Origin of the sequence: Metabacillus dongyingensis, from assembly GCF_019933155.2 — a bacterium.
Taxonomy (GTDB): domain Bacteria; phylum Bacillota; class Bacilli; order Bacillales; family Bacillaceae; genus Bacillus_P; species Bacillus_P dongyingensis.
Genome location: NZ_CP082944.1, coordinates 2,018,680 through 2,045,378 on the forward strand (window position 1 = coordinate 2,018,680; position 26,699 = coordinate 2,045,378).

The 26,699-nt window shown below is 43.1% G+C and carries 28 protein-coding genes; 25 read left to right on the plus strand and 3 right to left on the minus strand.

All coding sequences use genetic code 11. The annotated features are described in order from the left end of the window. The gene (gene lpdA / locus K8L98_RS09970; protein WP_223441898.1) at window positions 1-1,413 is read left to right on the plus strand and encodes a dihydrolipoyl dehydrogenase; all 1,413 of its coding nucleotides are present in this window, start codon (window positions 1-3) and stop codon (window positions 1,411-1,413) included. A gap of 88 nt (window positions 1,414-1,501) precedes the next feature. On the opposite strand, the gene K8L98_RS09975 is transcribed toward lpdA, so the two are convergent. Continuing rightward, window positions 1,502-1,891 carry a hypothetical protein gene (locus tag K8L98_RS09975; protein WP_223441899.1) on the minus strand — a complete coding sequence of 130 codons (390 nt, stop codon included), beginning with the start codon at window positions 1,889-1,891 and terminating at the stop codon, window positions 1,502-1,504. 238 nt (window positions 1,892-2,129) lie between these two features. On the opposite strand from K8L98_RS09975, the gene K8L98_RS09980 reads away from it, so the two are divergent. After that, a complete protein-coding gene (locus K8L98_RS09980; RefSeq protein WP_223441901.1) occupies window positions 2,130-2,384 on the plus strand; it encodes a hypothetical protein in 255 nt (84 codons plus the stop codon). Window positions 2,385-2,556: 172 nt separating this feature from the next. Then, window positions 2,557-3,393 (plus strand): polysaccharide deacetylase family protein, encoded by an 837-nt coding sequence (locus K8L98_RS09985; RefSeq protein ID WP_223441903.1) that lies wholly within the window; start codon window positions 2,557-2,559, stop codon window positions 3,391-3,393. Window positions 3,394-3,418: 25 nt separating this feature from the next. Here K8L98_RS09985 and K8L98_RS09990 read toward each other — a convergent pair whose 3' ends face one another. Next, a complete protein-coding gene (locus K8L98_RS09990; RefSeq protein WP_223441905.1) occupies window positions 3,419-3,817 on the minus strand; it encodes a DUF1885 family protein in 399 nt (132 codons plus the stop codon). 151 nt (window positions 3,818-3,968) lie between these two features. Here K8L98_RS09990 and K8L98_RS09995 point away from each other — a divergent pair, with 151 nt between their 5' ends. Both K8L98_RS09995 and K8L98_RS10000 read left to right on the plus strand, forming a co-directional pair. Beyond that, window positions 3,969-4,268 carry a DUF3055 domain-containing protein gene (locus K8L98_RS09995; RefSeq protein WP_223441906.1) on the plus strand — a complete coding sequence of 100 codons (300 nt, stop codon included), beginning with the start codon at window positions 3,969-3,971 and terminating at the stop codon, window positions 4,266-4,268. Window positions 4,269-4,467: 199 nt separating this feature from the next. Next, window positions 4,468-4,608, plus strand: a complete 141-nt coding sequence (locus K8L98_RS10000) for a GapA-binding peptide SR1P (RefSeq protein WP_083328358.1) — start codon at window positions 4,468-4,470, stop codon at window positions 4,606-4,608. An 851-nt stretch (window positions 4,609-5,459) separates the two neighbouring features. On the opposite strand, the gene K8L98_RS10005 is transcribed toward K8L98_RS10000, so the two are convergent. After that, window positions 5,460-6,932: an aminotransferase class I/II-fold pyridoxal phosphate-dependent enzyme gene (locus K8L98_RS10005; protein ID WP_223441907.1), complete on the minus strand. Its 1,473-nt coding sequence runs from the start codon at window positions 6,930-6,932 to the stop codon at window positions 5,460-5,462. 258 nt (window positions 6,933-7,190) lie between these two features. On the opposite strand from K8L98_RS10005, the gene K8L98_RS10010 reads away from it, so the two are divergent. The 20 genes from K8L98_RS10010 (at window position 7,191) to K8L98_RS10105 (ending at window position 26,698) form a co-directional block, all read left to right on the plus strand. After that, window positions 7,191-8,417 (plus strand): acyl-CoA dehydrogenase, encoded by a 1,227-nt coding sequence (locus K8L98_RS10010; RefSeq protein ID WP_223441909.1) that lies wholly within the window; start codon window positions 7,191-7,193, stop codon window positions 8,415-8,417. Between the two features lie 11 nt (window positions 8,418-8,428). Beyond that, window positions 8,429-9,205, plus strand: a complete 777-nt coding sequence (locus K8L98_RS10015) for an SDR family oxidoreductase (RefSeq protein WP_223441911.1) — start codon at window positions 8,429-8,431, stop codon at window positions 9,203-9,205. Between the two features lie 16 nt (window positions 9,206-9,221). Then, complete coding sequence (locus K8L98_RS10020; RefSeq protein ID WP_223441914.1) at window positions 9,222-10,397, plus strand: thiolase family protein; 1,176 nt, start codon at window positions 9,222-9,224, stop codon at window positions 10,395-10,397. Then, a complete protein-coding gene (locus K8L98_RS10025) occupies window positions 10,397-11,149 on the plus strand; it encodes an SDR family NAD(P)-dependent oxidoreductase (RefSeq protein ID WP_223441917.1) in 753 nt (250 codons plus the stop codon). The genes K8L98_RS10020 and K8L98_RS10025 overlap by 1 nt, the downstream gene beginning before the upstream one ends. 77 nt (window positions 11,150-11,226) lie before the next feature. Then, the gene (locus K8L98_RS10030) at window positions 11,227-12,837 is read left to right on the plus strand and encodes a long-chain-fatty-acid--CoA ligase (RefSeq protein ID WP_223443303.1); all 1,611 of its coding nucleotides are present in this window, start codon (window positions 11,227-11,229) and stop codon (window positions 12,835-12,837) included. A gap of 83 nt (window positions 12,838-12,920) precedes the next feature. Continuing rightward, on the plus strand, window positions 12,921-13,484 hold the full coding sequence (locus tag K8L98_RS10035; protein ID WP_223441920.1) for a TetR/AcrR family transcriptional regulator: 564 nt from the start codon (window positions 12,921-12,923) through the stop codon (window positions 13,482-13,484). 76 nt (window positions 13,485-13,560) lie between these two features. Beyond that, complete coding sequence (locus K8L98_RS10040; protein ID WP_223441922.1) at window positions 13,561-14,445, plus strand: 3-hydroxyacyl-CoA dehydrogenase family protein; 885 nt, start codon at window positions 13,561-13,563, stop codon at window positions 14,443-14,445. Continuing rightward, entirely contained in the window at window positions 14,442-15,224 is a 783-nt protein-coding gene (locus K8L98_RS10045; protein ID WP_223441925.1) for an enoyl-CoA hydratase, read from the plus strand. The genes K8L98_RS10040 and K8L98_RS10045 overlap by 4 nt, the downstream gene beginning before the upstream one ends. 15 nt (window positions 15,225-15,239) lie before the next feature. Next, window positions 15,240-15,647, plus strand: coding sequence for an acyl-CoA thioesterase (locus K8L98_RS10050; protein ID WP_223441927.1), 408 nt, complete (start codon window positions 15,240-15,242; stop codon window positions 15,645-15,647). Between the two features lie 25 nt (window positions 15,648-15,672). Next, window positions 15,673-16,728: a phosphotransferase family protein gene (locus tag K8L98_RS10055; RefSeq protein ID WP_223441929.1), complete on the plus strand. Its 1,056-nt coding sequence runs from the start codon at window positions 15,673-15,675 to the stop codon at window positions 16,726-16,728. A 2-nt stretch (window positions 16,729-16,730) separates the two neighbouring features. Then, on the plus strand, window positions 16,731-17,474 hold the full coding sequence (locus K8L98_RS10060) for a 2-phosphosulfolactate phosphatase (protein ID WP_223441930.1): 744 nt from the start codon (window positions 16,731-16,733) through the stop codon (window positions 17,472-17,474). Between the two features lie 14 nt (window positions 17,475-17,488). Further along, window positions 17,489-18,253: an SDR family NAD(P)-dependent oxidoreductase gene (locus tag K8L98_RS10065; protein ID WP_223441932.1), complete on the plus strand. Its 765-nt coding sequence runs from the start codon at window positions 17,489-17,491 to the stop codon at window positions 18,251-18,253. Between the two features lie 19 nt (window positions 18,254-18,272). Further along, complete coding sequence (locus K8L98_RS10070) at window positions 18,273-19,046, plus strand: enoyl-CoA hydratase/isomerase family protein (protein ID WP_223441935.1); 774 nt, start codon at window positions 18,273-18,275, stop codon at window positions 19,044-19,046. A 5-nt stretch (window positions 19,047-19,051) separates the two neighbouring features. Next, entirely contained in the window at window positions 19,052-20,035 is a 984-nt protein-coding gene (locus K8L98_RS10075; protein WP_223443305.1) for a quinone oxidoreductase family protein, read from the plus strand. Between the two features lie 298 nt (window positions 20,036-20,333). Beyond that, window positions 20,334-21,200, plus strand: coding sequence for a branched-chain amino acid ABC transporter permease (locus tag K8L98_RS10080; protein WP_223441937.1), 867 nt, complete (start codon window positions 20,334-20,336; stop codon window positions 21,198-21,200). Then, window positions 21,197-22,177: a branched-chain amino acid ABC transporter permease gene (locus tag K8L98_RS10085; RefSeq protein WP_223441940.1), complete on the plus strand. Its 981-nt coding sequence runs from the start codon at window positions 21,197-21,199 to the stop codon at window positions 22,175-22,177. Before K8L98_RS10080 ends, K8L98_RS10085 begins: the two co-directional genes overlap by 4 nt. Continuing rightward, window positions 22,177-22,956, plus strand: coding sequence for an ABC transporter ATP-binding protein (locus tag K8L98_RS10090; RefSeq protein ID WP_223441943.1), 780 nt, complete (start codon window positions 22,177-22,179; stop codon window positions 22,954-22,956). The genes K8L98_RS10085 and K8L98_RS10090 overlap by 1 nt, the downstream gene beginning before the upstream one ends. After that, window positions 22,934-23,641, plus strand: a complete 708-nt coding sequence (locus K8L98_RS10095) for an ABC transporter ATP-binding protein (RefSeq protein WP_223441945.1) — start codon at window positions 22,934-22,936, stop codon at window positions 23,639-23,641. Before K8L98_RS10090 ends, K8L98_RS10095 begins: the two co-directional genes overlap by 23 nt. A gap of 68 nt (window positions 23,642-23,709) precedes the next feature. Next, window positions 23,710-24,873 (plus strand): ABC transporter substrate-binding protein, encoded by a 1,164-nt coding sequence (locus K8L98_RS10100; RefSeq protein WP_223443307.1) that lies wholly within the window; start codon window positions 23,710-23,712, stop codon window positions 24,871-24,873. Window positions 24,874-25,024: 151 nt separating this feature from the next. Beyond that, window positions 25,025-26,698: a long-chain-fatty-acid--CoA ligase gene (locus K8L98_RS10105; RefSeq protein WP_223441947.1), complete on the plus strand. Its 1,674-nt coding sequence runs from the start codon at window positions 25,025-25,027 to the stop codon at window positions 26,696-26,698. Window position 26,699 lies beyond the last annotated feature (1 nt).

The following is a 26,699-nucleotide window of genomic DNA, read 5'->3' on the forward strand; positions in this document are numbered from 1 at the left end:
ATGGTAGTAGGAGATTTCCCTATTGAAACAGATACTCTTGTCATTGGTGCGGGACCTGGCGGCTATGTAGCTGCCATCCGCGCTGCACAGCTTGGACAGAAAGTAACAATCGTAGAAAGAGGAAACCTTGGCGGCGTATGTTTGAACGTTGGATGTATTCCTTCTAAAGCGTTAATCGCTGCGGGTCACCGTTTTGAACATGCAAAGCATTCAGAAGACATGGGTATCATTGCAGAAAATGTAAAAGTTGATTTTACAAAAGTTCAAGAATTCAAAGCTGGCGTTGTGAAAAAGCTTGTCGGCGGAGTTGAAGGACTTCTTAAAGGAAACAAAGTTGAAATCGTTCGCGGCGAAGCTTATTTTGTTGACAGTGAATCTATTAAAGTTATGGATGACAATTCATCTCAAACTTATAAATTCAAAAATGCAATCATCGCTACAGGTTCACGCCCGATTGAAATTCCAGGATTCAAATATTCTAAACGCGTTTTAGATTCAACTGGCGCGCTAAGCTTAAATGAAATCCCTAAGAAAATTGTTGTAATTGGTGCAGGATACATCGGCACTGAGCTTGGAACAGCATATGCTAACTTCGGTTCTGAAGTAGTTTTCATTGAAGCAATGGATGAGATCTTAATGGGCTTTGAAAAGCAAATGAGCTCACTTGTAAAACGCAACCTTAAGAAAAAGGGCAACGTTGAAATCCATACAAAAGCTAAAGCTAAATCTGTTGAAGAAACAGAAAACGGCGTAAAGGTAACATTTGAAGTAAAAGGCGAAGAGCAGACAGTTGAAGCTGACTACTTGTTAGTAACAGTTGGACGCCGTGCTAACACAGACGAGCTTGGCCTTGAGCAAGTTGGGGTTGAAATGTCAGACCGCGGCGTGATTAAAATTGATAAGCAGTGCCGCACAAGCGTTTCTAACATCTTTGCAATCGGTGATATCGTTGAAGGACCTCCGCTTGCACATAAAGCTTCTTATGAAGGCAAAATTGCTGCAGAGGTAATCGCCGGAGAGAATGCTGAAATTGATTACTTAGGAATTCCTGCTGTTGTATTCTCTGAGCCTGAACTTGCTTCAGTAGGCTACACAGAAGCACAAGCTAAAGAAGAAGGACTTGAGGTTGTTGCTGCTAAGTTCCCATTTGCTGCAAATGGACGTGCACTTTCTCTTAACCAAACAGACGGATTCTTAAAACTGGTTACACGTAAAGAAGACGGTCTTGTTATTGGAGCGCAAATTGCTGGTGCTGCAGCTTCTGATATGATTTCAGAGCTTAGCCTTGCAATTGAAGCCGGCATGACTGCTGAAGATATTGCGATGACAATTCATGCGCATCCAACATTGGGAGAAATCACAATGGAAGCTGCTGAAGTTGCAATCGGAAGCCCGATTCACATCGTGAAATAATGAGAGAAAAACCCCCTTAATGCTTAGCATTAAGGGGGTTTTTTGACAAAAAAAAGGCGGCTAATTATATTAGAACCACCTGACAAGCTTAACGCTGTCCGCTGCTCTTTGAAAGAGCTTTAATGACAGAATTAATAATCTCCTCTTTATTTCCTACATGCCCTTCAATTTGGAAAATCACTTGATTATCATCCACAACAACAAGAGAAGGGTATTTTTCTACATCAAACGGATAATTTTCTTCCGCACTTGAATCGATAAATTGCAAACCTTCAATTTCTTCTGGGAAATCCCGTTTTAAATCGATAAGTGCGTCATAGTAAACGGATTCCCGATATTCATCCTGTTCATCTGAGAAGAATAATAGCTTTCTTTCTTCCGGTTCAGGCTGATTATTCGCCTCAGAAGTGAAATTCAAACTGCAGGATGATAGAAGAAATACTGGAATGATGAAGGCGACAATAACCGACTTTGCCATATTGCCCACCTCTTTAAAATGAAATGGTCTAAACATACCGCTCTATTTGTGAATAAAAACAATACTTACTACCCAGTTTTATTGTGCCGTCTTGCTAAATTAATGCTATTCTATCATGTTTTCCGAATATTCCCCTGAATGTTACCTATTTGTTACATAAATGAAAAATATACAGTAGGAATGTCGCATAACCTAAATATAGGAGATAAAGCGGCTGAGTAAAAGAAGGGGAGTAACGATGAAATGGCCAATGATTATTTTTCTGCAATGTTTCATGTGGGGCGGTTATTTATTGGTGGAATGGATTTCTGAAAAAGATTCGCTGCAGGCTAAATTGATCTTGCTTGGGGTCTTTCTGTACATAGCATATATTGTAGCAGCATCTCTTTCACAATCTAAAAAAATCGCTCTATTCGTGACGGCTGCAACTGCAGCAGCGGCATTTTTATGCAAGGATGAATTCTTACTGCTCATTAGGACGTTTATTTACTAACACTGCCGCATAATCAAAAAACACTTTCCAAAACTAGTGTTTTTTGATTTTTTCTTTTATATAGGATGATTCATAGTTAGCTGGTACTTTTGTTAATTAATTCCTCTTTTTATATAGTGAAGCATTCTCCCTTATATTATACTAATAAAGGAGAATGATTGGGGGATACATAATGAAGCATTTGCTTTGCATCTTGGCTGCGGTCTGTTTACTTGCAGCGTGCAGCTCAGATCAAACCGGTAATCAAGCAGCGAAACATGAAATAGCGGACAAACAGGATGAAGGACAAAAGAGTGACAAGGCACCTGAAGAGCCTGCGCCTGAGGAAAAGGAAAAAGAAAGCGCGGAGACCGAAGCAGAACCAGAAGCTCTTCCTGAATACAAGATAAATCCGGCCAATTGGACAATTGAGCCTTTAAGTGCAAATATCAATGCAAAGACTGTCCTGATTACGATTGATGATGCACCTGATAAACACAGTCTGGAAATGGCTCATACGCTAAAAAATCTGGGCGTAAATGCGATTTTTTTCGTTAATGGCCACTTCATAGATTCAGATGAAGAAAAAAAGACACTGATAGATATTCATAATCTCGGGTTTCCGATCGGCAATCATACGATGACACATGCTAATTTGAAAGATCTTTCTCCTGAAGAGCAGCGAAACGAAATCGTTCGGCTGAATGATCTAGTAGAAGCAACAATCGGAGAAAGACCTCGTTTCTTTCGTGCTCCATTCGGAAGCAACACAGACGAAAGCCGGAAGCTTGCAAAGGAAGAAAAGATGGTCTTGATGAACTGGACATACGGTTATGATTGGGAAAAGGCGTATCAATCAAAAGATGCCCTTACAGACATTATGGTCCATTCACCGTTCCTGACAGATGGAGCGAATCTGTTAATGCATGACCGGAAATGGACAAACGAAGCATTAAAGGGGATTGTAGAAGGATTAAGAGCCAAGGGATATGAAATAGCTGATCCCCATTCAATCGGAAAAATCTCATGAAAAAGCGGTCCTGTAAGGATCGCTTTCATCTTTTATAATAGTACATCTTTCTGCCATTAAATAAGGTTAGTTCGCCTTTAAGTTTTTTTGCAAGGAACTTTGAAAACTCATTTGCTTTATTCTTGTCTCCGTATTTTGAATCAGAGGGGAGGGTGATTTGAAGAAAAGAAGGCTGTTCCTCACCGGCTGAACTGACTCCGACATACATTTTGGAATATCCTCGTTCTTCTGACGATAAGGTAAGATATCCATTCGCTTGTTTACATTCATAAGGGAAAGCAGAGCTTTCATAAGCGAAGTTTAATTGCTCTCCTGTTTTGCTCGTAATGTCCTTGTAGTAGTGAAAAAGCTCTTCTACTTCATCAACCGTTATATACTGTTTAATGGATCCGCCGACTAATTTAATAAATGCGTGAGAGGCCATCCTGTCAACTCCTAATTTTTCTGACTGATTAAATTAAATTTTACAAATATTTAAACAATCTGACAAGATAAAGGTGAAATAATTGTGCTGAGGCATAATGTAGGGTATAATTAATCTGAATAATCAGATAATAAAATAGAAGGAGGCCATCATGAATGCATTAGAGAAGTTTTATGATGATACCGAGCAGGCTAACGTAAGGTATGTGGGATTTGCTTCAAGTGACCGGAGGTATGATTTGGCCATAGTTTACTCAAGCATGTTTTTTGGGAAACCTCTCGTCATATGTCTCCAAACCGGTAAAGCAGCACTCCTTGACTCGTCTGATATCGAAGACCTCGAACTCCTCAAGCACACATTTCGCACTGAAACCCTGCAGCAGGCATCAGAACTCTCTGATTTCTTCAAAGAAGTGATCCCAGACGTCCAATTGACCACCGAATATGAATAAGAAAAACTGGCGTATTTCAGCCAGTTTTTTTCTATGCTTATAGTAAAAGAAAGATAAATATATTGATAGAAAATAGATAAATGTGTTATACAATTTAGGCTTGACGAATTAAATGTGTTATATTATTATAGAGTTACAAAGCATTAAGCGCTTTCAATAATTTCAAAAGCGCTAATCTATTCAAAAAAGGGGTATGGAAATGGGAACAATCGTATGTCAAACATGCAATGGTACTATCGATCATTTTGAGGACGAAAAGGTCAGTGTTTTGTATGGGAAGTGCACAAGCTGCGATTGCCAAGTACTCGAGAGAGAAATTACAGTTATTCAAGGGGTTTAAATAGAAGATAGATGAAAGCATGCGGGATTTCCTGCATGCTTTTATTTTTTAGATGATTTCTGTTTGTTTGGTAAAATTAGGTTTTAATCATTAGGAGGAAATTAGCAGAACGCGCACAAATTCATTTTTTGAACGCGTACACATACTGGATGAGCTCGCAGAAACTAATTTTGAGTGAATAAATGTATATTCCCTATAAAATGGTAAGGAATTCTGATTATTGGTTTTATGTGTTGCGTCATAACATAGTTTGATGCACTTAATATCGTGATCAGCCTAATTTGTTGCGTCATAACATAGTTTGATGCACTTATTATCGAGATTGGCCTAATTTGTTGTATCATCACTTAGTTTGATGCACTTAATATCGTAATCAGCCTAATTTGTTGCGTCATAACTTAGTTTGATGCACTTATTATCGAGATTGGCCTAATTTGTTGTATCATAACTTAGTTTGATGCACTTATTATCGTGATCAGCCTAATTTGTTGCGTCATAACTTAGTTTGATGCACTTACTATCGTGATCAGCATAATTTGTTGCGTCATAACTTAGTTTGATGCACTTATTATCGTGATTGGCCTAATTTGTTGTATCATAACTTAATTTGATGCACTTATTATCGTGAACGGCCTTATTTGTTGCGTCATAACTTAGTTTGATGCACTTACTATCGTGATTGGCCTAATTTGATGTGTTATAACTTAGTTTGATGCACTTATTATCGTGAACGGCCTTATTTATTTGTCAAAATCTGACGTTGATCGCTGCCTGTTGGAAGTTGAATACGTTACAGACTCAACAAATCATGCGCAAAAAAAGACGATTCATAAATGAATCGTCTTTTACTATTATCTGATTGCTTTATGCTCTTTTATCACTCTCAAATAATTAAGCTCAGGATCTTCTGGTCCTTGTACAGGGAGACCAACTTCCAGGTTCTTGCGCACATATGCAAGATTTTCTTCAGATATGATTTCTCCAGGGATGAAAATTGGAATTCCTGGGGGATAAACCATGATAAACTCGGCAATGATGCGTCCTGCCGATTCACTGAAAGGGACAATTTCTGTTTCTGCGTAAAAAGCATCGCGAGGTGTCAGTGCTAAAACAGGAATATCAGGCAGCATGACAGTCGGTTTTACCAAGTCTGCAGATGCATTCATAAATTCTGAAGACAGAGCCTGCAGCGCTTCAACTAAAATGCCTGTTTCTCTTTCAGAATCCCCTGGTGTAATGATGCAAAGAATGTTATATAAATCTGACATTTCAACTTCAATATTATAGTTTTCGCGCAGCCATTTTTCAACATCATAGCCATTTAAGCCGAGCTCTTTGATGGAAATGATCAGCTTAGTCGGATCGTAATCATATGCCGCTTTGGTGCCGACAATCTCCTCGCCGATGCACTCGATTTTATCTATCTCATTAATCTTTCTGCGTGTATCCTCTGCAAGGTGGATTGCCCGTTCGACGAGCTCGCGGCCTTCTGTTGCCAAACGTTTTCTTGCCACATCAAGCGATGCTAAAAGCAGATATGATGTAGAAGTTGTTGTCAGCATGCTTAAGATGGTTTGAACTCTTTGAACAGATACCAATCCTTCGCGGACGTTTAACACAGAGCTTTGTGTCATTGATCCGCCCAGCTTATGAACACTTGTTGCCGCCATGTCTGCACCTGCCTGCATGGCTGACATTGGGAGGTCCTCATGAAAATGTATATGAACCCCATGAGCCTCATCGACAAGAACAGGGACCTTGTACGAATGGGCAATTTCAACGATTTTTTTTAAATCAGCCGAAACTCCGAAATAAGTAGGGTTGATGACAAGCAGTCCTTTTGCATCTGGGTGCTGCTCAAGAGCATGTTCAACAGATTCAGTTGTAATGCCGTGTGAAATGCCAAGCTCTTTATCAATTTCAGGGTGAATAAAGATTGGAGTAGCTCCCGAGAAAACGACCGCGGACATAACCGACTTATGAACATTGCGGGGAACAAGGATTTTATCTCCAGGTCCGCAAACAGCCATCACCATTGTCATGATAGCCCCGCTTGTTCCCTGTACAGAGAAGAAAGTATAATCTGCACCAAATGCTTCAGCTGCCAAGTCTTGAGCTTTTTTGATCATTCCTTTTGGAGAGTGAAGATCATCCAAAGGTCCGATGTTGATTAAATCTATGGAAAGAGCAGGGTCCCCGATAAACGAGCGGAATTCAGGATCAATTCCTGCACCTTTTTTATGTCCTGGGATATGGAATTGAACAGGATCTTTTTTTGCATGCTCTTTTAATCCTGTAAATAAGGGTGTTTCATATTGCGACAATTTGTATTCCCACCTTCTTTAATAAAAAATAGCATCTATTTTCATCATTTCATTTTAGTTATTTACACATAAAACAAGTGAATTATATCACTTTCTAAATAGATTGAAAAGGAATTTTTCAAAAGGGGAAAACCGTGCAAAATAATTAATTTGGCAGAATTTTTAGAATAATAGTTGTTTTTTTTGCCAGTTACATATTATGATAGAAGTAGCTTCACATACCAACCGGTTAGTAAGTTATTAGAAAGGGTGATCTAGTTGAACTTTACTTACTCAGATAAAGTGATTGTCTTACAAAAACAAGTAACATCTTTTATGGAAGAATTCGTTTATCCAAATGAAAAAAAGTATGAAGAACAATTGAATGCGCAGGAATCCAGGTGGTCTGAAGTTCCGCCCATTATGGAAGAGCTGAAAATTAAGGCTAAAGAAAGAGGTTTATGGAATTTATTTTTGCCTGAAAGCGAGCACGGGGCAGGACTTACAAATTTGGAATATGCACCGCTATGTGAAATTATGGGACGCTCATTGCTTGCACCTGAAGTGTTTAACTGTGCAGCGCCTGATACAGGAAACATGGAGGTCCTCGTGCGATACGGCACAGATGAACAAAAAGAGAAATGGCTGAAGCCTCTTCTTGCAGGGGAAATTCGTTCATGCTTTTCCATGACTGAGCCAGATGTTGCGTCAGCAGATGCGACGAATATTGGAGCAAGCATCATCCGTGATGGGGATGAGTATGTCATTAACGGAAGAAAATGGTGGTCTTCAGGAGCCGGCGACCCACGCTGCAAGATTGCCATTGTGATGGGCAAATCTGATTTTCAGGCACCAAAATATGAACAGCAGTCGATGATTTTAGTGCCGCTTGATGCTGAAGGCGTCAAAATTGAAAGAGTTCTGCCTGTTTTCGGCTACGATCACGCACCGCACGGTCATGCTGAAATCACTTTTGATAACGTAAGGGTGCCGTCTTCAAATATGCTCCTCGGAGAAGGAAGAGGATTTGAAATTGCCCAGGGCCGGCTTGGACCGGGTAGGATTCATCACTGCATGAGATTAATCGGGGCTGCAGAACGTGCGCTTGAAGAATTATGTAAGCGCGTACAAACCAGAGAGGCGTTCGGCAAACCGATTTCAAGCCAGGGGGTCATCAGAGAATGGATCGCAGACTCCCGCATTGAAATTGAGCAGGCCCGCTTATTGACATTAAAAGCGGCATACATGATGGATACAGTCGGCAATAAAGCAGCCAAAACAGAAATCGCAATGATTAAAGTCATTGCTCCGAATATGGCTCTTAAAGTAATCGACCGGGCTATTCAGGCATTCGGTGCAGCTGGAGTCAGCGAGGACACACCGCTTGCTGCTCAGTGGGCAAGTGCCAGAACCCTGAGAATTGCTGACGGTCCTGATGAAGTGCATCGCGCTCAGCTGGCAAGGCTTGAGCTGAAAAAATACGATGTGAATCTTCAGACTGTATAAGGAGGGATAGTATGCACGTGAAAGAAATGTTCGATCTGACAGATAAAGTAGCTATTATAACGGGCGGGGGACGTGGACTCGGCGAGCAGATGGCTGAGGGATTTGCACAGGCAGGAGCCTCGCTTGTCCTCTGTTCCAGAAAAGCCGCGGCATGTGAAGAGGCAGCTGCCCGGTTAAGCAGGGAATATGGAGTAAAAGCTATTGCATTATCTTGTGATGTAACAAATAGTGAAGATGTAAAAAATGTTGTAAAAACAACAATCGAGGAATTTGGCAAGATTGATATATTAGTAAATAACAGCGGAGCAACATGGGGAGCTCCTGTTCAAGATATGCCGCTTGAAGCGTGGAATAAGGTGATGAATGTAAATGTTACCGGTACATTTTTGATGTCTCAGGAAGCAGGCAAACATATGATTAAGCAAAAGAGCGGGAAAATCATCAATATCGCCTCTGTTGCAGGGCTTGGCGGAACAGACCCGCGGTATATGGATACCATTGCATACAACACAAGTAAAGGCGCTGTCATCACTTTTACAAAGGACCTGGCCGTGAAATGGGGACAGCACAACATTAATGTGAATGCTATTGCACCAGGCTTTTTCCCTACTAAAATGTCACAGGTGATCATTGAAAACGGGAAAAATCATTTCCTGAATATCACACCGCTTAAACGATTTGGAACAGATCAGGATTTAAAAGGCGCTGCCCTGTTTTTGGCGGCAAGAGCTTCTGATTTTATCACAGGTGATGTTCTCGTCGTAGACGGCGGAACACATGCCATGTAAGAAAGGGGTTAGTTATATGAATCGTGATCCGGTCATCGTAGCTGCTGTCAGAACTCCAATTGGGAGACAGGGCGGTGCACTTTCATCAATGGAAGCCAGTGAATTTGGCGCCATTGTTATAAAAGAGGCAATGAACAGAGCAAAGGTATCAGCAGACATGATCGATGATGTCATTTTTGGAAATGTTCTCTCAGGCGGAGGGAATATTGCAAGATTAACAGCCTTGTCCACAGGACTATCACTGGATATACCGGGGCTGACAGTTGACCGTCAATGCGGCTCAGGCATCAATGCTGTCAATCTTGCAGCGCAGGCGATCAAAGCGGGCGACGGAGACGTTTATATTGCAGGCGGCACGGAAAGTATGTCTCTTGCTCCCTATTTAATGGAGAAACCGAAAAAACCATTCAGTCCGGCACCGCCGAGATTTAAGTCAGCTGTGCTGTCGCCAAAAGAAATCGGCAATCCTCCTATGGGAATTACAGCTGAGAATCTGGTTTCCAAATATGAGATCAGCCGCGCGGAACAAGATGAATATGCTCTCCGCAGCCAGCAGAGAATGGCAGCAGCTGTATCAGAAGGAAGATTTGACGAGCAGATTGTTCCTGTAGAAATACGTCAGCGAAAAGGAGACCCTTTCTTTTTCAAAGCAGATGAACATCCCCGTCCGAATACAACGCTCGAAGGTTTAAAAGCATTGGGTCCTGCTTTTAAAGAAGGCGGCACTGTTACTGCCGGCAGCAGTTCTGGACTGAATGATGCTGCATCAGCAGTAGTTGTCATGTCCCGGGAAAAAGCTTTGGAACTTGGTTTGACGCCGCTATGCACAGTAAAGCAGTATGCAGTTGCAGGTGTCGATCCGAATATTATGGGAATCGGTCCTGTTCCAGCAGTGAAAAAAGTACTTGAGAGAGCAAATTTATCACTGGCAGACATGGACATCGTCGAACTGAATGAAGCCTTTGCGGCACAGGTCTTAGCATGCGACCGGGAACTGGATTTTGATCACAGCAAGCTGAACGTAAACGGGGGCGCAATTGCTCACGGCCATCCGCTTGGGGCAACAGGTGCCATTTTGATGACAAAGGCCATCTATGAGCTGAAGCGATCTGGGGGACGCTATGCCCTGATCACAGCGTGTATAGGAGGCGGTCAGGGAATTGCGACAATCATAGAAAGAGAGACTGATTAATGAGACTTGCAGGAAAGGTTGCTGTCATTACAGGTGGAGCAGGCGGCATAGGCAAAGCAACTGCGATGCTGTTTGCAGATCAGGGAGCGAAAGTAGTAATCGGCGATTACAACAGTGAAGCTGGAGAAAAAGCGGCTCATGAAATCAGAGAGAAAAACCTGCCATGCCTTTTTGTTAAAACGGATGTGACAAACTCTGATGATGTCCAGGCATTAATGAAAACAGCTGTAAATGAATATGGCGCACTTGATGTTCTTTTTAACAATGCAGGTGTATCGAACCAGAGCGTAAAAATTGGCGAAATGGATACAGATGAATGGGACCGGGTCGTGGACATCAATCTTAAAGGTGTTTTCTTGGGGATCAAACATGCCGTTCCATTCATGATACAGAGCGGCGGAGGCTCAATTATTAATACTTCCAGTGTGCTTGGAATGAAAGGGAAAAAGCGGATGGGTCCATATAATGCATCAAAAGCGGGTGTTATTGCTCTGACAAAGAACGCCGCTCTTGATTATGGAAAGGAAAACATCCGTGTAAACGCGATTGCACCAGGAGTGATTGATACGTCCATTATTGATGAATGGCGCAAAGATGAAAGAAGATGGGAGATCTATTCGAAATCGAATGCTCTTGCAAGAATCGGGCAGCCTGATGAAATCGCAAAGGCCGTCCTGTTTCTGGCAAGTGATGATGCTTCTTATGTGACGGCAGCCACGCTGCTTGTAGATGGCGGCACGATTACCTTTTAATCATTGGCCCTCTTTGGTGAATGCAGATAAAAAAAACAGCAAATTCTCAGAAAAGAGCCTAACCATAAAGGAGGAACCTGCAATTGGATAAATGGCTTGCAACGTACCCGGGGCACGTTCATCATGATTTTGACATACCTTACATCTCCATTCCGCAAATGTTTGAGGAAACCGTACATAAGTATGGTGAAAAAGAGGCCATTTCATTTTACGGGAAATCTATTTCTTATCATCAAGCTGCCGGAATGGTCATTGCCTTCGCATCTGCCCTTCAGAAAAAAGGAATTCGGAAAGGCGACAGAGTGGCGATTATGCTTCCGAATTGCCCGCAGTATGTTGTCGCCTACTACGGTGCATTAAAAGCAGGTGCGATTATTACTCAGGTAAACCCGATGCTTGTCGAACGTGAGCTCGATTATATTCTCAATGATTCAGGGGCTGAAACCATCGTTGTTTTTGATGCGCTTTATCCAAGAGTAAAAGCGGTTAAAAGAAGTACAAACTTAAAGCAAGTCATAACAGTGAGCCTCCATGAAGAAATCATGCCTGATGCAGATGACCATACGTTTCAGCAGTTTCTGGGCATGGGGACCGGGGAAGTGTTGCCTGTGCAGATTGAGCCAGAGCATGATATTGCCGTCCTTCAATACACAGGCGGAACAACGGGCCGCTCCAAAGGGGCAATGCTCACACACCGCAATTTAATGGCAAACATTTATCAATCGTATGAATTCTTTAAGAATGAAGTGCAGTCTGGGGCAGAGCGCTGTTTAACCGTTATTCCGCTATTTCATGTGTTTGGGATGACATCCTGCATGAACTTAACGGTTCTTCGCGGCAACTCGATGATCATGCTGCCCCGTTTTGACCTTGAAGAAGTCATGCAGACGATAAAACGTGAACAGCCTACTATTTTTCCGGGAGTTCCGACCATGTATGTGGCGATCACGAACCACCCGAGGGCAGAAGAATACGGAATCAGCAGCATCCGGATCTGCAATAGCGGCAGCGCACCAATGCCGGTAGAGCTGTTAAATGAATTTGAACGGAAAACAGGAGCAAAGATACTGGAAGGATACGGTTTATCCGAAGCGGCGCCGACGACGCACTGCAATCCTCCTTTTGGAGAGCGGAAACCGGGGAGTGTAGGAATCGGTGTTCCGGGAACAGCTTATAAAATTGTTGATGTAGCAACAGGAAAAGAAGAGGTTCCTGCAGGGACTCTCGGGGAAGTGATAATAAAAGGCCCCCAGGTGATGAAAGGTTACTGGAATATGCCTGAGGAAACAGCAAATACAATTCGTGACGGCTGGCTCTATACCGGTGATATTGCAAAGGTGGACAAGGAAGGATATTTATATATTGCCGACCGCAAAAAGGATATGATCATTGCCAGCGGATACAATGTTTATCCGAGAGATATCGAAGAGGTTTTATACGAACATGAAGCAATCCAGGAAGCAGTTGTCATAGGCGTGCCGGATCCTTACCGCGGGGAGACGGTTAAGGCCTTTGCTGTATTAAAATCAGGGAAAAGTGCAACAGCAGACGAAATCATTTCATTTTGCCGAAGCCAATTGGCATCTTATAAAGTGCCTGCCATCATCGAGTTCCGGGATCAGCTGCCGAAAACGAGCGTCGGCAAAATATTGCGCAGGGCTCTCAGAGAAGAAGTTGTAAAAAGGTAAATCTGAAAGCAAATAATCTATGAATCTCTTAATAGGGCTTATGGTATAATCTCTTTAATCTAGGCAAGAGAGGATTAGGCATAATGAAAGAAAAAATCATACAGCAAAGCATACAGCTATTCGGAGAAAAAGGATTTAAAGAAACATCTATACAGGATATTGTTGACAGCCTGAGCGTAACTAAAGGCACCTTTTATTATTACTATAAAAGCAAAACAGAGCTGTTAATGGCGATTCACTTAAAGTACATTGACGATCTTCTCCGAAAACAGGAAGAAATCATCCAGGATGATGAAAAAATGTACAAAGATAAACTGCATGAAATTGTTTATATGCTGATTCATGACATCGAAAAAGAAGGATTAAGCGCGAAGGTCTTCTTCAGGGAAATGAGAAATTTAAGTGAAGAGGATATGGAGGAAGTAGTAGCCAAAAGAGATCTTTTCAGAGTGAAGATTCAGCAGGTTATTGAAGCGGGAATTGCTGCCGGAGAATTCCGTTCAGATCTGCAGACAGATATTGTCACATTCGGGATATTGGGCATGACGAACTGGAGTTACTTCTGGTTTGATCCGAACGGACGCGTATCTGATCATGAAGTATCGGAAATTTTTCTGAAAATGGTGCTTGAAGGACTAAATATCTAAAGGGATTTTCGGGTGACCGGGAATTTCTTCGCCTGAAACATACCGACTGGTTAGTAGTCGTAAGGGGAGGATAATCATGAAAAAAGAGGACATTCAGCAAATTTCGGTCATTGGAGCAGGGCAAATGGGACATCAAATTGCTATGCTGTGCGCGCTTGGCGGCTTTGAAACCATCCTGCAGGATGTTCAGGAAACCGCTTTAGAAAAAGCCGAGTCGACCTTGCATTCCATCATGGATAAATGGGTGAAAAAATCCAAGCTGACAGAAGAAGCGAAACAGGCTGCTTTTGCAAGATTGAAATTCACATCTTCACTTGAGCGGGCAGCAAGTCATGCAGATTTTATTATTGAAGCTGTGGTAGAGAAACTGGATGTGAAGAGGGAACTCTTTGCAAGGCTTGATCAGCTTGCGAAGCCTCATGCTATTTTGGCTTCTAACAGCTCAACGATTGTCAATTCTCTGATCGCATCAGCGACAAATCGGGAAGACAAAGTCGTGAACATGCATTTCTTTTTCCCACCGCTTGTCATGGATTGTGTAGAGGTTGTTATGAGTGATCAGACCTCAAGGGAAACGGCCGATTTAACAATGGAAGTCTGCAAAACAATCAACCGCACTGCTGTACTATTGAAGAAAGAAATTTCAGGATTTATTGCCAATCGCATTTTAGGAGCACTCCAAAGGGAAGCGGTTTTCCTATATGAAGAGGGATATGCAAGCTATGAAGATATTGACATTATTTGCCGCAAAGCCTTAAACCATCCAATCGGTCCGTTTGAATTAATGGACTTATCCGGCATAGATGTAGGGTATTACGTTATGCAGCAGCGGTTCGCAGAGTCGGGAGATCCTGCAGATAAACCATTTGCATGCATTGAACAAAAGGTAAGAGAAGGAAACCTTGGCCGAAAAACAGGCAAGGGCTGGTACACATATCAAAAAGAAGAGGTGAGAAAATGACAGAGCGTGCCGTTTCATATAAAAAAAAGGGTGCTGTTGCCATCGTAACGATCGATAATCCTCCGCTTAACGTCATGAACCAGCAGGTCACAAGGGAGCTGAAAGAAGCCTTTGCAGCTCTTAAAGAAGACAATGAGACCGTTGCTGTGATCCTGACGGGGGCTGGAGACAGGGCGTTTATGGCCGGAGCGGACATTAAAGAATTTCCTAATTTGATCGGCAGAAAAGGAATTAAAGCCGATTTTCTTGAGGGGCATGCTTTTTTAAATGAAATCGATCAGTTTCCAAAGCCGACAATTGCCGTTTTGAACGGGCTTACTTTTGGCGGAGGCTGTGAACTCGCTTTAACATGCGATCTCCGCATTGCTGAGGAACATGCTCAGGTCGGACTTCCGGAAATTAAGCTTGGATTGTTCCCGGGGGGAGGAGGCACACAAAGACTTCCTCGCACAGTTGGAGATGCCAAAGCGAAAGAGCTGATGTTTACTGGCGATCCGATTGATGCAGCAGAAGCCAAAAACATAGGGCTTGTGTCTTATGTTGTTCCTAAAGGGGAAGGGCTCCAAAAAGCGCTGGAACTTGCAGGCCGTATGACTCGCCATTCACTTCCTGCCCTTTCTAAGATTAAAAAAGCGGTTGATCAGGGACTGAGCACCTCACTTGAAGAAGGGCTTGACCTTGAAGCGGAGCTGTTTGAAGAAGTGTTTCAGACAGAAGATATCAAAGAGGGAGTACAGGCATTTATTGAAAAAAGAAAGCCTGCTTTCAGCCATAAATAAAGGGATGTGGGCTCTATGCATGAAGCACGGATGAGAGTAAGGTTTTGCGAAACAGATGCGCTCGGACATGTGAACAATACTAGTTACTTTATTTATCTGGAAGATGCACGCGTTCAGTTTTTCGAAGCATTGGGCTATTCCATGTCTTCCGGAGACTGGCCGTTTATCCTTGCAAGAGCGACATGCGATTTTCGCGGTCAGGCTTATTTTAACGAGCATTTGATCATTAAAACCTCCGTTCGGAAAATCGGTTTAAAAAGCTTTACCGTTCTTCATGAAATAACAGAGCAGGAGACCGGAAGACTGATCGCTGAAGGGGAGGCAGTTATTGTCACATTTAACTTTAAGACGCAGGCCACAGAAGTCATGCCGGAGCATCTTAAAGAACAGCTGAAGAGAATTGCTGCAGAAATAAAAATCTGAATCTTCAAACTAAAGAGGTGATTCGATGTCTCAAATCATTCCAGTCCGCACAGGGGAAGAGTTGCATGCAGAGGTTCTTGAGAACTGCTTAAGAACGGAAATTCATGATATCCCCTTAGGTTCTCTGCAAATTGATCAATTTGGCACAGGCGCTTCAAATTTAACGTACGCTTTGAAAATAGGGGATTGGGAAGGGGTATTGAGGAGGCCGCCTCTTGGTCCTGTTGCCCCTAAAGCTCATGATATGGAAAGAGAGTATACCATTTTGAAAGACTTGCATCCTCTTTTTCCACTGGCACCCAAGCCCTATTTTTTCAGCAGCAATGAGTCCATTGCAGGCAGTCCGTTTTTCGTCATGGAAAGACGCCACGGTGTTCTGGTGGATACAGAGCTTCCAGAAGGAATGGAGGCATCACAAGAACTTGGCCATTCAATGTCCGAGCTAATGGTGGATACGCTGGTCAGCCTACATGAAGTCCCTTATAAAGGAACAGCGATTGAAAGACTGAGCAAGCCTGATGGATTTATGGAGCGCCAGGTGCACGGCTGGATTGGCCGCTATCACAGGGCAAAAACAGATGACATTCGCGAAGTGGAACTGCTGACAAAATGGCTGGAAGAAAAGCTGCCGTCATCACCCGAACCTACTGTCATTCACTATGATTTCAAACTGAATAATTCCTTGTTTTCAAGTGACTTGAAAAAGATGACAGGTTTGTTTGACTGGGAGATGACCACGATTGGCGATCCCCTCGCAGATCTAGGGGCCGCCATGAGCTACTGGATGGAGGAAGAGGATCCTGAACCGCTGAAAAAAGGAATGGGCAAGCCATCAATCACAACAAATGGCACCTTCTATTCAAGAAAGCAGTTTATTGAAAGCTATGCGAGAAAAAGCGGAAGAGATGTCACAAATATTCATTATTACACGACGTTTGCCACGTTTAAGCTGGCTGTCATTTGCCAGCAAATTTACTACCGGTATAAAAAAGGGCAGACAAATGACCAGCGCTTTGCCCGGTTTGGTCCGTTTACAGAAACTCTGATCCAGCATGCCCTGCGCCTGGCACAGAAGGACTGACTATGGGGAAAATACATGTTGTGACAAGGAAAGAAGAAATTGATGAAGTCAAAATGGATAACAAAATAGCGGTTGTGTTTGATGTCCTGCTCGCAACATCCACCATTACGACTGTCCTTCATCACGGGGCCGTTTCCGTTATCCCGGTGCTGGACGGCAATCAGGCAAGGGACCGTGCAGCAGGGATGAACAAGGATGAATACATTCTGGTTGGCGAATACGAAGGCAGGACAATTGAGGGATTTCTTGATCCGAATCCTTCCGCTCTAAAAGACACTGCAGCAGGAAAAAAGGTTATTTTATCCACAACAAACGGGACAGTTGCCGTTCATAAAAGCAGCCCGGCAAAAAAAGTCTATGCTTGTTCTCTATTAAACTCAAAAGCTATTGCTGATGCTCTTTCAGCTTCACATGAAGATGAAACAATCATCATCGTTTGCTCTGGTTCATCCGGCCAGTTCAGCCTGGAAGACTTCTATGGAGCAGGGTATTTAATTCATCAGCTGACAGCTCAGGAAGGCTGGAGCCTCAGTGATTCTGCCTTGACGGCAAAATTATTTTACGAAGGCACCATACAGGAGCCAGCTACGGTTCTTGGCCAGTCAAGAGTAGGAAAGATGCTTGAAGAGTATGGATTTAGAGAAGAAATCACCTTTATCAGCAATCAAGATTGTTTCAGCACAGTACCAGTACTGATAGGGGATGAACTGGTTGATTTCAATCGGATAAAGGTAAGTTCCAATTGAAAGGATGGGTGCGCATGAGATTTCAGCATCAAGTGGCCGTTGTAACTGGAGCCGGAAGCGGCATTGGGTTTGAAACGGCCAAACGATTCATTGCAGAAGGAGCAAAAGTCATTCTTGTCGGCAGAAATGAGGAAAAGCTGACAGCAGCGGCTAATCAGCTGAACATTGCTGAAACAGCGGCTTTCCCATTCTCTGCGGATGTGACGAAGGAAGAGGATATCAGCGCTCTGCTGGCATATGTAAAAGAGGAGTTTGGAGATCTGCATATTCTTGTCAACAATGCAGGCGGCTCCGTACATTCAAGAATCATGGAAACAACTGTTGAACAATGGGATTTTGTTCAGAGTGTCAATTTAAAAAGTGTCTTCCTTGCCTCAAAAGCACTGGGCGGCTATATGACAGAGAGAAGCACTGTTCAGAGGGGGAACAGAGCGATTGTCAATGTTGCTTCCCTTTCAGGACATAAAGCAGGGGCCGAAATTCCTCATTACAGCTCAGCTAAAGCAGCTGTTATCAATTTCACAAAAGCTTTAGCGTATGAGTTTGCCCCAAACGGGATCAGAGTCAATTCCGTGTCACCGGGCTTTATTGAAACCCCGCTTACTGAACCTGGTCTTCAGAACGAGAGATTCTCAGAAGCCATTAAGCGGAATACCGCATTAAAGCGCGTTGGAAAACCAGAAGAAATTGCAAACATTATTGCATTTGCCGCTTCACACGAAGCGTCATATATGACCGGTTCCGATCTGCTTGCAGACGGCGGCTGGCTGATTACATAAACCAAGGAGGAGAAAAAAGATGAGCGATTTACTGGTAGAAAAAAGCGGGAATGTACTGTTTTTAACATTGAACCGTCCTGAAAGGCTGAATGCATTCAGCGCAGACATGATTTTAGCATTAACAACTGAGCTGCACCAAGCAAAAGCAGATGACAGCATAAGGGCTGTTGTCCTAAGCGGTTCAGGCAGATCATTCAGTGCCGGCGGAGACGTGAAAACGATGGGTGAGGCTAATGGCCAGCAGGTATACGACCACATCGGACGCTTGAATGAATGCATCAAGGCGTTCAAAGACCTTGATAAGCCGATTATTGCAGCTGTACACGGATTTGCTGCTGGTGCAGCATTTAATCTTGCTCTTGCATGCGACCAAATTCTTGCAGCAGAAGACAGCAAGTTTGTGATGAGTTTTTCACAGGTAGGCCTGATCTCTGATGGAGGAGGGTTATATTTTCTTCCTCGCATCATCGGCCCTTATAAAGCGAAGCAATTGTTCTATAATGCTGAACCAATTACTGCAGCTCAGGCTGAGGAATATGGAATTGTCAACAAAGTGGTTCCATTAGAACAGCTGAAGGATGAAGCTGTTTCGTATGCCCATAAGCTTTCGCAGGGGCCTGTAAAAGCGTATGGCATGATGAAAAAAATCATCAATGCTTCTGCTGTCAGTACACTTGAAGAAATATTGGAGCAGGAACGGATTGCCCAGACACTGATGATTTCTACAGAAGATCATCAGGAAGGCATTCATGCATTTAAAGAAAAACGCAAGCCAATCTTTCAGGGGAAGTGATGATGATGAGAGCGATTCAATTAGAAGAATACGGCGGTCCAGAGGTTCTGAAAGTAGTTGAAATGGAAGTTCCGGAGCCTGCAGCAAACGAAGTTTTAATCAAAATAGAAGCAATTGGCGTTAACTATGCAGATACAGCTAGAAGGGAAGGACAATATGTCATTGATACACCTCTCCCGTTTGTTCCGGGTGCAGAGGTTGCGGGAACAGTTGAAGAAATCGGCAGTGAGGTCACCCGCTTTAAAAAAGGAGATAAAGTCGTCACACTTCTTGGTTCCAGCCGCGCAACCGGCTATGCGGAATTCACAGTGGCTGAGGAGAGAGGATTAATTCCTGTTCCAGAAGGTGTGGATGTCAAACAAGCGGTGTCACTTCCTCTTCAAGGGCTCAGTGCGTATCACATTTTAAAAACCATGGGGCGAATCGAACCGGGAGAAACTGTCCTGATTCATGCAGCTGCAGGCGGCGTAGGGACAATCGCCGTTCAGCTTGCAAAGCTGTTTGGAGCATCTATTGTCATTGCAACCGCGAGCACCCCGGAAAAAAGAAGCCTTGCTATTGAAATGGGTGCAGACGAAGCGGTCGATTATACCCAAGAAGGCTGGGAAAAGGAAGTTCTTCAGCTGACAGGAGGCAAAGGGGTGGATGTAGCACTCGAAATGGCTGGAGGCGATGTGTTCCGTAAGACATTATCCTGTATGGCGCCATTTGGCCGTCTTGTTATCTATGGAGTGGCGAGCGGTGAACAGTCGAAGCTTTACCCATCATCACTCATGGCACAAAATCTGTCAGTTATCGGATTTTTCCTTCCGCAGATCATGAGAAAGAAAGAGTTATATTTACAAAGCCTGTCAGACCTGCTTGGTTACCTTCAAAATGGAGAATTAAAGCTGACAATCGGCGGGGTCTATCCTTTGGAAAGTGCGAAGGAAGTCCATCAGATGCTGCAGGGAAGACAAACAAAAGGGAAACTTATCTTAGTTCCTTAAATAAGAAAAGCGAAATCGGCTGTTTTCCCCGGAAGGGCAGATAAAAGAATTTGTTCGCTTTCCCTTGCCATCATTGAGCAAAACTCAGTCATTTTTTCTAAATAAAATGGGGCCCGTTCGGGTATGAAACAGGCCTCATTTTTTTCCATTGCATTCTGCAAATCCTTCTACTTAATCCGCCTATATGCTGAAAAAAACACTTCTTATTCATACAGACTTCATTAATACGGACACATATGAACGTATCTATTCAACTTATTGGTCATTTTCAGATACAAAAAAAGTAAGGGGGCCCGCAATGGAACTATTACTTCAGCAATTATTTAACGGTATTACAATTGGAAGCGTTTACAGTTTGGTTGCCTTAGGTTTGACGCTCGTTTTTGGCATTCTCCACATCCCTAATTTTGCTCACGGATCCTTTTACACGATCGGAGCCTATGTAAGCCTTCTGTTTATGACCCAATATGGCATTAATTATTGGATAGCCATGTTATTGTCGATCCTCATTGTGGCTGTTTTAGGGATTCTATGCGAACAGTTTGTGTTCAAATTCTTAGGGAACGTGAACCCGATGAGAGTGATGGTTGCCGCCATTGGACTTATGCTCTTTTTCGAAGCACTGGCTCATTTAATTTGGGGCACAGATTATAAACAAATGCCAACTCCTTTTTCAGGAGTTGTGGAAATTTTCGGGTTGACCCTGACCCAGCAGCGAATCTTGATTGTTGTATCTTCAATTCTATTAATGCTTGCTCTCCATTTTTTCCTGAGAAAGACAATGACTGGCGCTTCGATTGTGGCCATGTCGCAAAATAGAGAAGGGGCGTTTTTAGTAGGTATAAATGCAAACATGGTCGCCATGCTTACATTCGCCATTGCAGCGGGTCTTGCTTCTGCAGCAGCGACGCTTGCTTCCCCTATTAATCTTGTCTTTCCAACGATGGGAAGTCTGGTTATTATGAAAGCCTTTGTCATTATTATCATCGGAGGCATGGGAAGTATTCCAGGGGCAATTGTCGGAGGCTTTCTTCTTGGATTAACGGAAAGCCTTGGCGCTACTTATTTATCAAATGATTATAAAGATATGATAGCCTTTCTGCTCTTAGTGGCGATTTTAACGATTAAGCCAACAGGATTATTTTCAAAGGGGGTGCGCACATGAAGATTCAAAGACTTGCGCTGCTGGGTATCCTGCTGGTTACTGTCTTGTTCCCGCTGATGTCTCAAAATCACTATCACAAGCAAATTATCATTCTCGTTATGATTTGGTCGATAGCGGTTTACGGATTAAATATCATCTCTGGATTTACAGGGCAGCTTTCACTTGCACACGCCGGTTTTTTTGCATGCGGGGCATATACTCTCGGCATATTGACGTCGACCTTTCAAATAAATTTCTGGCTGGCTTTTCTTGCTGCTCTGGCCGTTACAGTAGTTTTAAGCTTATTAATTGGTTTGATTGCGCTTAGAACAAGACATCACTTTTTTGCAATTTATACGATGTGTGTCGGTTTCATTATTTATTTGACCATTGATAAATGGGATGAGGTGACAGGGGGAGTCAGAGGTCTGATCGGTATTCCTGTTCCGTCTCCAATCGGACCGATCACGTTTGAAACAATTGAATCTCAATATTACTTCATTCTGTTTTTCCTGCTTGGAACTATCTTTGTTGTTAAAAGAATAAAAGATTCTCTTTTTGGAAGAACACTTCAAGCGATTCGCGGGAGTGAAGATCTTTCAAAAACAATCGGAATCAATATTATGAAAAATCAGCTGCTGTCATTTGTGCTGTCTGCCTTTTTTGCAGGGCTTGCCGGTGTTCTTTATGCAGGTTTTATCCGTTTTCTCGGCCCGGACATTTCAGCGATCACGGTGACGTTTGAAATGCTGATGTATTTGCTTGTCGGAGGGATCGGAACAATGACGGGGCCGATTCTGGGCACATTTTTAATTGTTTCTGTCACACAATCTCTTCAATTTTTAGAAGAGTACAGAATGCTGATTTTCGGGCCGATTGTTGTGCTGATCATGCTTTTCTATCCTAAAGGGCTGGTCGGCAGTTATTATTCTGTAAAAGCGCATCTTTATAACCGCAGGACAGCACAGGTAAAAGAGAAAGTGAAGGAGGCAGGCTGATGCTGATCGAGATTAATCAATTGACTAAATCCTTTGGCGGTCTAACGGCAGTGAATCACGTTGATCTTGCGATTGAACAAGGTAAGATTACCGCCATTATCGGTCCAAATGGCGCAGGGAAATCCACATTTCTGAACTTGATCAGCGGCTTTCATTCCCCTACGTCAGGAAGCATTCATTTTGAAGGAAAAGATGTGACCAGAGCCAAACCCGCAAAAATGGCGAAGCTTGGAATCGGCAGAACGTTTCAAACGACGAATTTATTTTCAGATTCAACGGTTATTGATAACGTTTTGATCGGCTACCGCCTCCGTACGAAAGCGCATCTGTTCGATGGCATTTTTAACAGCAGGAGAGAGAAATCAGAACAAAAAGCGTGTTATGACAAAGCGATGGAAGCTCTTTCTTTCTGCGGAATTGAACATTTGGCGGGAGAGGTAGCATCCTCTATTACCCAAGAATCGCAAAAGAGGGTTGCCATTGCTCTGGCGCTTGCCACTGAACCGAAGATCGTGCTGCTGGATGAGCCGGCAGCAGGTGTGAACCCTGATGAGACGGATGGATTGTCAGAACTCATTCTTAAGCTGAAAAACCACGGCTATACCGTCTGTTTCATCGAACACAAGATGAAGATGGTCATGAGTCTCGCTGATAAAGTCATGGTCCTGAATCACGGAAAAAAAATTGCTGAGGGTCTGCCGCGGGATATTCAGTCGGATCCTAATGTCATTGAAGCCTATTTAGGAGGACATGCCTATGCTGAAGCTGCAACATATTGATGTTTATTACGGCCGCTATCAGGCGCTTAAAAATGTTTCAATGGAGATTGGACAAGGCGAGCTGGTCACGATCCTTGGTGCAAATGGAGCAGGGAAAAGCACTTTATTCAATACAATCTCAGGACTGAATAAAGTTTCAGGAGGACAAATCATATTTGATGAAGCAGAAATCCAGAACAAACCTCCCCATAAGCTGGTCAGATCCGGAATCGTCCAGTGTGCGGAGGGAAGAAAGCTGTTTTCTGAAATGTCCGTTTATGAAAACTTAAAAATGGGAAGCTACAGTCACCGCAAGGAAAGAGAGATGGTCAAACAGCGGCTGGATGAAATTTATGCACTCTTCCCGATTTTGTTTGACAAAAGAAAAGATGCAGCAGGCTCTTTAAGCGGGGGACAGCAGCAGATGCTTGCGATCGGACGGGCACTCATGTCCCATCCGAAAATCCTTCTTCTTGATGAACCATCGCTTGGACTTGCACCGCTTATCGTTGACCAAATGTTCAAAGTCATAGAGGAAATCCATAAAAACGGCACCACCATAATGCTTGCGGAACAAAATGCGCATGCGGCTCTCTCCATCTCTTCAAGAGGATATGTCATGGAAAGCGGACAGCTTGTAATGGAAGGCTCAAGAGATGAACTGTTTGATAACGAAGAGATTAAGCGTGCTTACATAGGCGCATGATCATAGCCTTCAGTCTGAAGAAGGCAAACAAAAAAATAGGGGGAATCAATGTGATATCGCTGAAAAAAATGGGTCTTGTTCTTGGATTGTCTATTTCTTTATTCGGACTCACAGCCTGCAATTCAAGTGAATCGTCAACTGCTTCGGGAGAATCAGGTTCAAAAGACGGAACAGTCAATATCGGTTTTAGCGGTCCTCTTTCAGGCCCTGCGGCGTTTTACGGGGAAAATACATTAAGAGGTTTAACGATGGCTGCAGATGAAATTAATAAAGATGGTTTTGAAGTAGACGGGAAAAAATACAAAGTAAAAATAGTTTCCCTTGATGACAAATATCTCCCGAATGAAACAGGTACAAACGCACGGAGACTTGTGCAGGAAAACAAGACTCCAATCGTTTTCGTTCCGCACAGCGGAGGGGTTTTCGCAACACAAGTATTTAATGAACAGGAAAATTTCATTATCGGCGCCTATACGAGTGAGCCTAAAATTCAGGAACAGGGAAATAAGCTGACCTTGAGCATTCCTCCGGCTTATGATGCCTATCCAGAGCCGTTTGCAGACTATCAAATGGAGCGTTTTGGGAAGAAGCTTGCTTTAATACCCACAGCTACTCAATACGGAAAAGATTGGACCGATACCATTAAGCCTGTTTGGGAAAAAAAAGGCGGGGAAATCGTGTTTGACGGCTCAGTCGATTTCAGCAAAGAAACAGACTTCTTCACAATCATGACAAATGCCTTAAAAGAAAAGCCAGACGTTCTATTTGTCGGCGGGCCATCTCAGCCAACGGCTCTTCTAATCAAGCAGGCAAGAGAGCTTGGTTTTAAAGGGGGAATTATGGTGATGGATCAGGCGAAATTTGAAGAAATGGAGCCGGTGTTAGGCGGATATGAGATGCTGGAAGGTGCGATTGGGACGCTTCCAATTAAAGAAAGTGACGCATCTGGCGGACAGGCATTTGTTGATAAATATGCAGAAGTGAGTGACGGGATTCCTACTGCAGAGAGTGCGTTTAACTATCAGGCTCTGCATGCAGCTGTAAAAGCCATGCAGGCTGCAGGAACAGTCTCAGATCCGGCTAAAATCATGGAAAACATGGAAGAAGGAATTAAAAACCTAGAAGGCGAGCAGATGGTCTGGCATTTAACAGGCATTGAAAACAATGGATTTGACTGGAAAACTTCTATTTATGCCGTAGAAGATGGAAAGCTTGTCAATATCAAAAAATAATAGCTGGAGTTTCCCGGTTATCTTTCGGGAAACTCTATTTCATTACCGCGATCAGAATTTTCGAAAATATTTTAATTAGAAAAAGGTATTTATCAGAAAAGTTAGAAATTACTTGTAAGCGTTACCAATAAAGAGAAGAGGTGTGATAACGATGATTCAAACTCATTTTGAACATTGGCCGGTAAGAGTGCCGTATACGTTAACAGTTCCTGAAACGACGCTTTATGACAATCTGGAAATTTCGGCGAGGAGATACCCTGAAAAAACAGCGATTTATTATTATGGTGCAGAAATTACATACAGGCAGCTACTGCGTGAAGTTGATGCGCTCGCAGGGTTCCTGGAAAAGAAATTATCCGTCACGCGTGGTGAAAAAGTTTTGTTGTTCGTTCAAAATTCCCCTCAGTTTGTCATCGGTTATTATGCCATTCTTAGAGCGGGAGGGGTTGTTGTTCCGATTAATCCGATGAATACGGCAGAGGAGCTAAGGTTTTATATTCATGATTGTCAGATGAAGACAGGTATTATCGGACAGGAGCTATACGAAAGGATACAGCCTGTTTTTGATTCGACCACACTGAAAAATGTTATTGTCGCTGCTTACTGTGATTATCTTTCTCCAGATTCACTGAATGAGGACATCCCGGAAGAGGTAAAAAAAGGAGCGATTGAGCTATTAAATCATGATCATACGATCTGGAAAGATGCTGTACAGGGATTATTTGCCCCATCTGAAATGACAGCTCTTGCAGATGATCTGGCTGTTTTGCCTTACACTTCCGGCACAACCGGACTGCCAAAAGGATGCATGCATACACATCGGACAGTTCAGGCTAATACATTTGGAGGCTATCATTGGCTGAATGCTACTTCTGATGCGATCTGTTTAGCAACACTGCCTCTTTTTCATGTGACAGGGATGGTACACAGCATGCATATCCCGATTCTTTCAGGAGCAACGGTCATTATGATGACCAGATGGGATAGGGAATATGCCAGAAAAGTCATTCGCGATTTAAAAGTGACACACTGGATCAACATCAGCACGATGCTGATTGACTTTTTAGCAAATCCTGCGCTTATCAAGGAAGACATGTCATCCTTGATGAACCTCGCAGGAGGAGGGGCAGCTCTTCCTGCTGCTGTAGGAGAAAAGCTGTATAAAATGACCGGCCTCAAGTTCATTGAAGGATATGGTCTTTCTGAAACCATTGCCCAAACTCATTTTAATCCGCCTGACCGTTCAAAGCTTCAGTGTCTGGGAATTCCATCTTTCGATGTGGACGCAAGAGTGATCGATCCTGTTCATCTTACGGAGCTTGGAACAGGGCAGGAGGGAGAGATCATTGTTTCCGGTCCGCAGATTTTCCTGGGCTATTTTAATCGTGAAGAGGAAAATGAAAACTCATTTATTGAGATTGAGGGTAAAAAGTTTTTTAGAACAGGTGACATCGGCAAGCGCGATGAGGAAGGCTATTACTTTATTGTGGACCGTGTCAAAAGGATGATTAACGCATCAGGATTCAAAGTGTGGCCGACGGAAATTGAGGGAGTTCTGTATCAGCATCCTGCCGTGCTGCAGGCATGCGTCGTGGGGATTCCTGATGAACGACGCGGTGAAACCGTTAAAGCGTTCATTATTTTAAATAAAGAATTCGAAGGGAATATCGATGCAGAAGAAATTGTGAACTGGTCAAAAGAAAGAATGGCCGCTTATAAGTATCCGCGGCACATTGAATTCAGAGATAGCCTGCCAATGACATCAAGCGGAAAACTGCTGTGGAGAAAGCTCCAGGAAGAAGAAAAACAAAAGGTTATGGGGTGAG